Annotated in this window: 7 protein-coding genes; 5 read left to right on the top strand and 2 right to left on the bottom strand. The window is 73.2% G+C overall.

Annotated features, from left to right (window positions below; translation table 11 throughout):
• Nucleotides 1-27: 27 nt before the first annotated feature.
• On the bottom strand, nucleotides 28-1,017 hold the full coding sequence (locus tag JW592_RS31440; protein ID WP_209268685.1) for a mechanosensitive ion channel family protein: 990 nt from the start codon (nucleotides 1,015-1,017) through the stop codon (nucleotides 28-30).
• Nucleotides 1,018-1,291: 274 nt separating this feature from the next.
• Between JW592_RS31440 and JW592_RS31435 the strand changes: the two genes are divergently transcribed.
• Nucleotides 1,292-1,831, top strand: coding sequence for an HNH endonuclease (locus JW592_RS31435; RefSeq protein WP_209268684.1), 540 nt, complete (start codon nucleotides 1,292-1,294; stop codon nucleotides 1,829-1,831).
• Nucleotides 1,832-1,943: 112 nt separating this feature from the next.
• Here JW592_RS31435 and JW592_RS31430 read toward each other — a convergent pair whose 3' ends face one another.
• Nucleotides 1,944-5,231, bottom strand: a complete 3,288-nt coding sequence (locus JW592_RS31430; RefSeq protein WP_209268688.1) for a glycoside hydrolase family 84 protein — start codon at nucleotides 5,229-5,231, stop codon at nucleotides 1,944-1,946.
• A 602-nt stretch (nucleotides 5,232-5,833) separates the two neighbouring features.
• On the opposite strand from JW592_RS31430, the gene JW592_RS31425 reads away from it, so the two are divergent.
• The 4 genes from JW592_RS31425 (at nucleotide 5,834) to JW592_RS31410 (ending at nucleotide 9,864) form a co-directional block, all read left to right on the top strand.
• Nucleotides 5,834-6,115, top strand: coding sequence for a hypothetical protein (locus tag JW592_RS31425; RefSeq protein ID WP_209268683.1), 282 nt, complete (start codon nucleotides 5,834-5,836; stop codon nucleotides 6,113-6,115).
• The gene (malQ, locus tag JW592_RS31420) at nucleotides 6,115-8,406 is read left to right on the top strand and encodes a 4-alpha-glucanotransferase (protein ID WP_209268682.1); all 2,292 of its coding nucleotides are present in this window, start codon (nucleotides 6,115-6,117) and stop codon (nucleotides 8,404-8,406) included. Before JW592_RS31425 ends, malQ begins: the two co-directional genes overlap by 1 nt.
• 141 nt (nucleotides 8,407-8,547) lie before the next feature.
• Nucleotides 8,548-8,784, top strand: a complete 237-nt coding sequence (locus tag JW592_RS31415; protein WP_209268681.1) for a hypothetical protein — start codon at nucleotides 8,548-8,550, stop codon at nucleotides 8,782-8,784.
• Between the two features lie 174 nt (nucleotides 8,785-8,958).
• Nucleotides 8,959-9,864 (top strand): hypothetical protein, encoded by a 906-nt coding sequence (locus JW592_RS31410; protein WP_209268680.1) that lies wholly within the window; start codon nucleotides 8,959-8,961, stop codon nucleotides 9,862-9,864.
• Nucleotides 9,865-9,868: the final 4 nt, after the last annotated feature.

The raw sequence follows: 9,868 nt of genomic DNA, 5'->3' as shown, positions 1-9,868 counted from the left end.
AGAGCCGCAAGGGCCCGCCGCCCGGACCTACTTCTCCAGCGAGGGCGCCTGGGGCCGCACGGCCTGCAGCGCGAGGGACGGTTCGTCCACGATCGGGATGCCGCGCTCGTCCAGTGCCTTCTTGATGCGCCAGCGCAGCTCCCGCTCGACGGGCAGGTTCTTCTCGGGCATGGTCTTGACCGACACCCGCAGCGCCATGGAGTCCAGCGTCACTTCGTCCAGACCGAGCACCTGGACGGGCTCCCACAGGACCTCGTCCCAGGGGCTCTCCTTGCCCATCTCCTCGCCCACCGCGACGATGGCGGCCCGGACCTCCTCCAGGTCCTCCTCGGTGCGCACCCTCACCTCGAGGGAGGCCATCGACCAGCCCTGGCTGAGGTTCCCGATGCGCTTGATCTCGCCGTTGCGCAGGTACCAGATCTCGCCGCCGTCGCCGCGCAGCTGTGTCACCCGCAGGCCGATCTCCAGGACGACGCCCGACACCTCTCCGGCGTCCACCCGGTCGCCGACCCCGTACTGGTCCTCCAGAAGCATGAACATACCGGCCAGTACGTCCTTCACCAGGTCGCGCGCGCCGAAGCCCAGTGCTACGCCCGCGACGCCGGCGCTGGCCAGCAGCGGGGCGAGATTGATGCCCAGCCCGGAGAGCACCGTCATCGCGGCGGTGCCCATGATCACGAACGAGGCGACGCTGCGCAGGATGGAGCCGATCGCCGCGGAGCGCTGTCTGCGCCGCTCCCCGCTGACCAGCAGTCCGCGCAGCGCGTTGCCGCTGTCGGCGATCTCGGCCCTGCGGTTCATCCGCGTTATCAGCTGGGTGATCGCGCGCCGGATGAGATAGCGCAGTACCACGGCGACGACGCAGACGAAGACGATGCGTACACCCGTGGCCAGCCAGTCCGACCAGTTCTCCTGCACCCATCCGGCAGCTTCTCCCGCGCTGTCCTGGGCGTCCTCCAGGGACCTCGGCGGCTGGGGACCGTCGGGCGAGGGGGATGCGCTGAGCAGCCAGTACACAGGTCGACCTTCCGTGCGAGACACATCCGCAAGGCACCCGTTTGAATGCCAGGACCACACTAACGGCGCAATGACTTCACATTTGGTGCTCCAGAGCAGTATGAGGCCGAGTGTTCGAGTGAGAGGACTGTTCCACGGGGGAGGTGGCAGGTGTGGTCCAAAACACGCTCAGCTCGTTGCCCGGTCGTGGTGGCGAAGTCACCAGGGCACGGGACACACTGAGGGGAGATCGTCACGGCGCGAGCCACGCGCCGCCGACGTACAAGGAGGCACCGTGCCGCATGTCCTGGTCCTCAACGCGTCGTACGAGCCGCTCGGCGTCGTACCGCTTCGCCGCGCGCTCGTACTCGTCCTCAACGGAAAGGCGATCAGCCTGGAGGACTCCGGCGCCCTGATGCACAGCGCAACCCGTGTCATACCCGCCCCCAGTGTCGTCCGCCTCAAGCGGTTCGTGAGGGTGCCCTTTCGGGGCAGTGTTCCCCTCACCCGCCGCGCCCTGTTCGCCAGGGACGGCGGCCGATGCGCCTACTGCGGTGGCGTCGCAACCAGCGTCGACCATGTCATCCCGCGCAGCCGGGGAGGGGTGCACGCCTGGGAGAACGTGGTGGCCGCCTGCCGCCGCTGCAACCATGTGAAAGCCGACCGCCATGTCGCCGAACTGGGCTGGCGGTTGCGACACCAACCAGCCCCGCCCTCCGGCCTCGCCTGGCGCATCATCGGAACGGGGCATAGGGACCCGCGCTGGCTGCCCTACCTCCAGCCATACGGCGCGGACGACGACCTCGCCCGGATCGACGGCAGATCCACTGCCTGAGACCCGGGCTTTGTTATGCCCGCGCGGTCGCCCCGAAGCGCGTGCGGCGCCCTGTGACGACCGGACGACCCAGGGGGGCGCCACGCGGCGCCCCCGTGCCCGCTCCGGGCGGCTAGTTTGCGCGGGAGCCGGCGCCCCTGCCGTCATCGCGCCGGGCGTGCTTGGCCTGGCCTGCGGTGTCCACGCCGTAGATCTCCACCGACCACAGGGAGATCCCGAAGCGGGTGGCGCGCTTGTCGCCGACCACGCGCACATAGCGGGTGTCCCTGGGGGTGTCCATCCGGACCGATTCCCTGCCGCCCTCGCCTTCCCGCACGGTGGCGGCGGTGCGCCAGCGCTTGCCGTCGGGGGAGACCTGGATGCGGTAGCGCGAGGCGTAGGCGTCCTGCCAGCGCAGTACGACCTGCCCCACGCGGGCCCGTTCGGCCAGCTCCAGCTGCACCCACTCGCCGTCCTCGGCGGGCGAGGACCACCGGGTGCCGCGCTTGCCGTCGGCCACAGCGGCCGCGGGGAAGTCCTTCGTCTCGTCCGCGGAGGAGGTCACCCGCGCGTGCCGCGCCAGATCCGGGCCCGAGGTGCGCGGGTAGGCCCGTACGGTGAGCGTGACGCGTTCCCCGCCGAACGAGACGGGGATGCGGTAACTGCCCGTCCTGACAGTGCTGTCGGCGGTGATCCTCAGCGGCACGTCCACCGTGCTGCCCCGCCGCACGGTGGTGCGCAGCGGTGTCCGCACGGTGAAGCCTTCGGGCGCCTTGGCCGTGACCTTTCCGCGCACATCCGTGGGCCGGTTCCCGGTCAGCCGCGCCGTCGCCCGGGTCGCGTCCCCGCCGATCGCCGCGTCCACAGTCGTACGGGGAAGCGACAGCGAGGCCGCGGGGGTGTCGGCGTACCAGGGCGTGATCTCGTGCACGACCGGTGGTTTCGTCTGGTCGCTCCACACGAGCCGTAGCGCGTCGGCCTCCGCCGCGCCCCGCCGGCCGGTGGTCAGCTGCGTCCAGCCGGTACGCGAGAGCGCGCCCAGCCGCTGCCAGCCCTTGCCGGGCAGGTGCATCTCCACCGCTCCCCGGGTGCCCGAGTGCGGTCCGGTCAGCACTGTGACGGCGCGCAGGGAGCGCGGCTCGGGCAGCCGCACGGTCAGCGCCTCGGCGGAGTGCTTCCCGTGGTGGCTCCCGGCGGTGGCCGGCGGGACGAGCATGGGCGGGTTCCGGGGCGTGAAGGTGCCGACGACCGGGCTCGCCGCCGCCCGGTAGGAGGTGCTCGGGTCGCCGTCCGCCGCGGCGGAGACCGGGTGGTGGGGGGCGCCCGCCGGGCCGCCGTCCACGTCGAGCTTGCGGCCGTGTCCGTCCCGGCCGTGTCCCTCCTGGGACTTGGCCTTCGAGCCGGTCTTCGGCTTCGCCTTCCTGCCGTCCTCCGTTGTCGGGTCGGGCTTGGGCGGCTGGGCGCCCGTCCAGCCGTCCGACAGGTCGAGCGCCGTGTCCGTGAACTCGTCCAGTACGCCCTTGCCGACGGTCACCTTGCCCTTGGCGCTCTCGGCGCGCAGCCGCCGTGCCTCCAGCTGCGCCTTCCAGGCGGCCGGACCGTCCCCGCGCGCCTGCGCGACCAGCATGTCGACCGACTGCTCACCCGCGGCGCCGAGCCGGGAGAGCTTGGTCAGCCACGGCTCCACCTCTTCGCGGAGGCCGCCCGGCACCCGGGAGGGCGCCGTGCGCATCGTTGTGAAGGCGCTGCGCAGCTTTTCGGCGGCCCGGTCGAGCTCGGGCCCGTCGCCCTGCCCGTAGGCCCTCCAGAAGGCGTCCAGCAGCGGGCGCACATACGCCGACTCGTCGTAGCCGAGCACCGAGGAGGCGTCGTTGCCCGCCAGCGCGTGCACGGCCGCCCGGGTGGCCCCGGTACTGCCGCGCCCTTCGGCCAGGTCGTCGATGGCGGCGTTCCACGACTCCTTGGGCCGGTAGCCGCGCGGATTCCAGGCGTAGTCGGCGGCCGTGAACAGCGGGATGCGGGAGGCCGTCGGTTGCTTCATGGCGTTGGTCAGCAGCGCGGCCGAACCGTGGGCGACGGCCGGTTCGCGACCCTGGTAGGGGCCGAGGAAGATCCGGTCGGAGGAGAAGTCGTTGACCGGGTAGTTGTCGATCGTCATCAGGCGGTGGCGGGGGAAGGCCCGGCGGGCACGGGCGAGCTCGGCGCCGGTGATGGTGCGGGGGACCACGCCGACCCCGCTCCAGCCGATCTCGATCCGGTCGTCCAGTTTCCGCGCGAGCGCTGCCCGGTAGGAGGTGCGGCCCTTCTGGTAGAACTCCGTCGGCACCACGGACAGCGGTGCCGCGTCCGGATGGCGCTCGGCCAGGTGGGCGGCCACCGCGTTGGCGAGCTCGGCCTGGGCGCGTGCCGCGGCCTCGGGGCCCGTGCCGTAGGTGTCGGCGTCCTTGTCGCAGTGCCACTCGCTGTAGCTGACGTCCTCGAACCCCAGCTGGAAGGCGCGCACACCCAGCGCGCGCATGGCGTCGAGCTTGCGCAGCAGCGCCTTGCGGTCGTCCTGCGAGGAGAAGCACAGCCCCTGCCCCGGTGAGACCGCCCAGCCGAGCGTGACGTGGTTGCGCCTGGCGCGCTCGGCCAGTTCGCGGAAGTCGGCGCGCTGTGCCGCGGGATACGGGTCGCGCCAGCGGGGCGCCTGACGGTACGGGTCGTCGCCCGGTGCGTACAGATAGCGGTTCTGCTTCGTACGGCCCAGGAAGTCGAGTTGGGACAGCCGCTCCTGGTGTGTCCAGGGCTGGCCGTAGAAGCCCTCTGTGGTGCCGCGTACGGCGGCGGCCGGCCAGTCGCGCACGGCGACGCCGGGGAAGCCGTGCCGGCTGTTGCGCTCGGTGGCGAGCTGTCGCAGCGTCTGCGCGGCGTTGAACAGCCCGTCCCCGTCCGTCCCTTCGAGCGCCACGGTGTAGTGCCCGGCCACCTGCCCGGTGGCGAGGCGGTAGCCGCCGGCCGGCAGATCGTCGCGGGCGGGGGCGCGCAGTTCGCGCAGTGCGGGCCCGGCCGCCTCGGTGCCGGCCCGTACGACGAGGGTGCCCTGGGGTACCGTCCCGGCCGGGCGCCCGTCGCGGCCCGGGTGTATCCGGCGGACCGTGCGCACGCCTGACCTGTGCAGCGTCTCGCGGACGACTCGCAGCGCGTCCTCGTCCGCGTCCTCGCCCGCGACCAGGGTGGCCTCACGGCCCGCCGGGACGAACTCGCCCTGGGCGCGCATGGACTGGGGGCGCGGCCAGACCGGCGGCAGTCCCTCGCGCGAGCTCTCGTCGTCCGGGTTGCCTGCGGCCGGGCCGTCGGGCGCGGCCGGGGTGGCGGCCTGGGCGGGCACCCCGCCGAGCAGGCCGGAGACGACCGCGGCGGTGAGCGCGGCGGCGCTCATCCGGCTCCAGCCGCCCGGCGCGCCCGGGCGGCCGGCCGCAGTGGCGCCCGTGCCGGCCGCGGCCGACGGGCCCTTCGCACCGCGCGCTGTCCCCACCGCTACCTCCCGATGTCCGACCGGAATCCCTCCGTCCAGCTCCCCTACGACGCTGCTGCGGGCCCACGTTCCGCGTACACCGCGTGCCGTCGTTCTTCGCGTACCTCTTCCGCGTACATCGGTGTACACGGTGTGACGCCGTGCTGCGTACCGTACGTGCTGCTGTGAACCGCGCCCGCACGACGGGGTGCCGGGCCGCACCGTTCCCACCGCGGAAGGCCACCGCTGTGCCGCGAAACGCGGGCGCCTGCGGATTCTATGGTTCTGCGGCGCGGACGTCCCGGGCTTTGACGGCAGTCACCTGCCCCTCAGGAAGGGGCCGCAAATACTCACGATCGTTGACCGTTTTGTCCGTTGATTCTTCTTTCCCGGGCGTGTGTTGTCGCCGATTCGCCGCGGGAAGCGACGTGAGCTGAGACACGTTCCGTCCCCGCACACGTCTGCATGCCCGTCGACTGGGTAGGGCGAAGGCTGTCCGCCCTTTCGTCAACGAACGGAGGCCCCCCGTGGCCGCGTCCGCTGAACTCCTCATCTCCGCTCTCACTCCGCTCCCGCAACAGCGCGCACTCTCCAAACGAGGGCACGAGCCGGTAGACCTGTCCGGTGTGTCCGACCCCGACTCCGGACTTGACGGCTCGTGCACCTGCGGCTGTGCCGACGCGCCGCTCACCAGTGAGCCCCCGCTCGCCGACGCCACCCCGCTGACCAGTGAGCCCCCGCTCGCCGAGGCGCCGCTGACCAGCGAACCCGCCGGGGTCGGTTACGGCACGGAGCCGGCGGACATCTGATGGCCCTCCCCCAGACTCCGTCCGGGGGCACCCCCATCCAGCCTCCCTCCGGGGGCACCTCGCGCCCGACCTCGGCAGCGGGAAGCTCCCTGGCGCGGCTCGCCGCCGCCCATGGGGTCTCGCTCTGCTACGAGCCCGCACCTGGCCGCCAGGTCCGGGTGCCCGAGGAGACGGTCGTCGCCGTGCTCGCGGCCCTGGGCGTCGACGCCTCGACGCCGCGCGCCGTCCGCGCCGCGCTGGAGCAGCACGAGTGGGACAGCCGCAGACTGCTGCCTCCCACCGTCGTGCTGCGCTCCGGCGCGCATTCCGGCTCGGCCACCAGCGCCGGCTTATCCGGCTCCCCCGGCTTATCCGGCTCGCCCGGTCTGCCGGGCTGCCCCGTACTCCCGGACGGCACCGTGCTGCGGGTCGCCACGGAGAGCGGCGAGACCCTCGACTGGGGCCCCGGGACCGAGCTGCCGCCCGGTGTGCACACGCTGCTGGCCCACGCGCCCGACGAGCGCTCGGCGCACAGCACCCTGATCGTCGCGCCCGAGACCTTCCCCGCGCCCCGCACCCGGCCCGGAGCCACCCGCGGTCACGGCCTGCTCGTCCAGCTCTACTCGCTGCTGTCCTCCCGCTCCTGGGGCATGGGCGACCTCGCCGACCTGAGCGAGCTCGCCGGCTGGGCGGGGCGCTGCCTGAGCGCCGATTTCATCCAGCTCAACCCGCTGCACAGCGCCGTACCCCCGGTGCCGGGCGGCCGCACCGACCCCTCGCCCTACCGCCCCTCCTCGCGCCGCTTCCCCGACCCGGTGCACCTGCGTATCGAGGAGATCCCCGAGTACGCCTACCTCGGCCGCACCGAGCGCCGTGCGGCCGACGCCCTGCTGCGCCGCGCCGCAGCACTGCGCGAGGGCGTGCTGCACGGGGACGCGCACATCGACCGGGACGCCACCTGGGAGCTGAAGCGCGCCGCGCTGGAGCTGGTCCGTACGGTTCCGATGAGCCCCGGGCGGCGGGCCGCCTACTGCGACTTCCTCGCCGAGTGCGGACAGGCGCTGGAGGACCACGCCACCTGGTGCGCGCTGGCAGAGGTGCACGGACCCGACTGGCGCTCCTGGCCGGCCGGCCTGGACGACCCCCGCTCGGCCCGTACGGCACGCGCCCGTGACGCGCACATGGACCGGATCGACTTCCACTGCTGGGCCGCCTGGCTCACCGACTGCCAGCTGGACGCGGCCCAGCACACCGCACGCGCGAGCGGCATGGCGATCGGGCTGGTGCACGACCTGGCCGTCGGCGTCCATCCCAGCGGCGCCGACGCCTGGGCGCACCAGGACATCCTCGCCCAAGGGATGACGGTCGGCGCCCCGCCCGACGAGTTCAACGCGCGCGGCCAGGACTGGGGGCTGCCGCCCTGGCGCCCCGACGCACTCGCGGAGCAGGGCTACGAGCCCTACCGCGACGTGCTCGCCGGGCTCTTCCGGCACGCGGGCGCCCTCCGGCTGGACCATGTCATGGGCCACTCCCGGCTGTGGTGGGTCCCCGAGGGCCGCCCGCCCACCGAGGGCACCTATGTGCGGTACGACACCGGGGCCATGCACGGGGTCCTCGCGCTGGAGGCGCACCGCGCGGGCGCCGCCGTCATCGGGGAGGACCTGGGCACGGTGGAGCCGGGTGTCCGCGAGGAACTGGCGGCCCGGCGGGTGTTGGGCACCTCGGTGCTGTGGTTCGAGCGTGACCACGGCGGCGGCTCCGCCTCCCGCGCGAGCGGCGCCGCGCACGGCGACGAGGGAGCCCCGGAGGCCGGCGGGCGCCTGCCGTCCGGGCGGGCCGCGCCACTGCCGCCACAGCGGTGGCGGGCCGACTGCCTGGCGACCGCCACCACGCACGACCTGCCGAGCACCGCGGCGCGCTTCACCGGAGCACACGTCGAACTGCGGGAGCGGCTCGGCATGCTCCCCGGCGGCGCCGAGGCCGAGCACGCCGCCGAGCGGGCCGAACTCACCGAGTGGCTGGCCCTGTTCGAGCGGTTGCGGCTGCTGCCGGAGGGCTGGGGCGACGAGGAGGGCGTGCTCAAGGCGGCCTACCGCTTCCTGGCCCGGACACCGGCACGGATGGTCGGCGTCTGGCTGCCGGACGCCGTGGGGGACCGGCGCGCGCAGAACGTGCCGGGCACCACCGCCGAGTACCCCAACTGGCGGCTGCCCCTTGCCGACGCCGACGGGCGGCCCCTCACCCTGGAAGAACTCGCAGCGTCGCCGCGCGCCCATGCCCTGTTCGCCGAGGTGCGCCGCGCCATGGGCTGAGCGCCCGAGCCCGTGCGCGGGGCAGCAGCGGCAGCGACCACGGAGCACGGGCCACGGAGCACGGACCACGGACCACGGATGACAACCCGATAAGCGCACCCGGGCGCGCGAGCCGTTCAGACGTCCGATATGTTTTGCTGTGTGAGCAACAAGGTCAACAAGAACGCCCTGCGCGCAGGCACTGTCACCGCTGGTGCGACGCTGCTGATGCTGCTGTCGTCCCCCGCCTTCGCGCTCACCCGTGACGACGGCGACCAGCCGGGCTCCGGCCTGAGCGTCGCCGAGACGCTGGGGCTCTACGTCGCGGCGCCGATCGTGCTCTTCCTGCTGATCGCCGGCCTGGTGATGGTGGGCGACAAGGGCAGCAAGAAGAGCTGACGCCGCAGGAGAGCGCGGCGCACGGACCGCGGGAGCGGTAGCCGCGCGTGGCCCCGGCCGGCGGCCGGTTATCGGCACTCGAACTCCCGTGCTTTAGTACAGGGTTGTCCGCGTTCTGCGACAGCTCTGTCACACACGTTGGCACCCGGCGGGCAGTGGGGAATCGCCCACAGCATGACGCACGAAGTACCACTGCCGCCCCGTACCGGTCTGCCCACCAGCGAGGAGAGGCTGCGCGCCGTGCTGCTGTACGCACAGAGTGACGCGGCAGCGCCCCCGGGCGCCCTGCCGGGCGTGGACCGCTGCGCGATGATCACAGGCATGGCAGCGCTGGCCCTGAACTGCTTCTCCGCCGCACCGTCCCTGCTGGACCTGGAGCGGATCGATGTCCTCGTCCCCGACCTCGGTGAACCCACCGGGCCCGGGGCGGATGCGCCGCTTCCGGCCGCCTGTGCCTACACCTCGGCACACCTGGTGCGGACCCGTGTCCTGCCCGAACCCGAGGAGATCACCGGGCTGCCCGTGGCGCCCGTGCCGCGAGCGCTCGCCGACGCGGTGGCCCAGCTCCCGGATACGGAGCACGTACGGCGGCTGCTGGTCGAGGCGGTACGCGGCGGGCACTGCGAACCGCAGCCGGTGGTGCGCGAGCTGACCAGAGCCCGGCTGCTGGCGCTGCCGCACGTCGCGGACGCGGTGGAGAGCCTGCTGGCGGAGGGACGCGCGCTGACCGAGGGCCTGCTGTACGAGATGGTCTTCGGCCACGGTCTGCCCGACCCCTGCTGGAACGTCGAACTGCGTGTCCCCGGCGGCCCGCATCTGGGCGCCGTCGACGCCTACTGGCCGGACCAGGCCGTGGCGGTGGAGATCGACGCGGGGACGCCCCGGACCGGCGCGGAGGCGGCCTGGGACGCCTACACCCGCAAGCGGGAGGCCCTGGAACAGCTCGGTATCACCGTCATCCATGTCACCGCCGAGAAGCTGCACGAGTCCCTCGCCCAGCAGGCCGCCGTGGTCCGGACGGCCCTGATGGCCGCCTGCGAAATGGAGCCCGCCGAGTACGTGGCCGTCCTGCCTCGCTGACCGT

This window comes from Streptomyces spirodelae, assembly GCF_017676385.1.
In the GTDB taxonomy this organism is placed as follows: Bacteria; Actinomycetota; Actinomycetes; order Streptomycetales; family Streptomycetaceae; genus Streptomyces; species Streptomyces spirodelae.
Note: the sequence above shows the minus strand (reverse complement) of the source record. Positions and strands in the feature narration are given on the sequence as shown.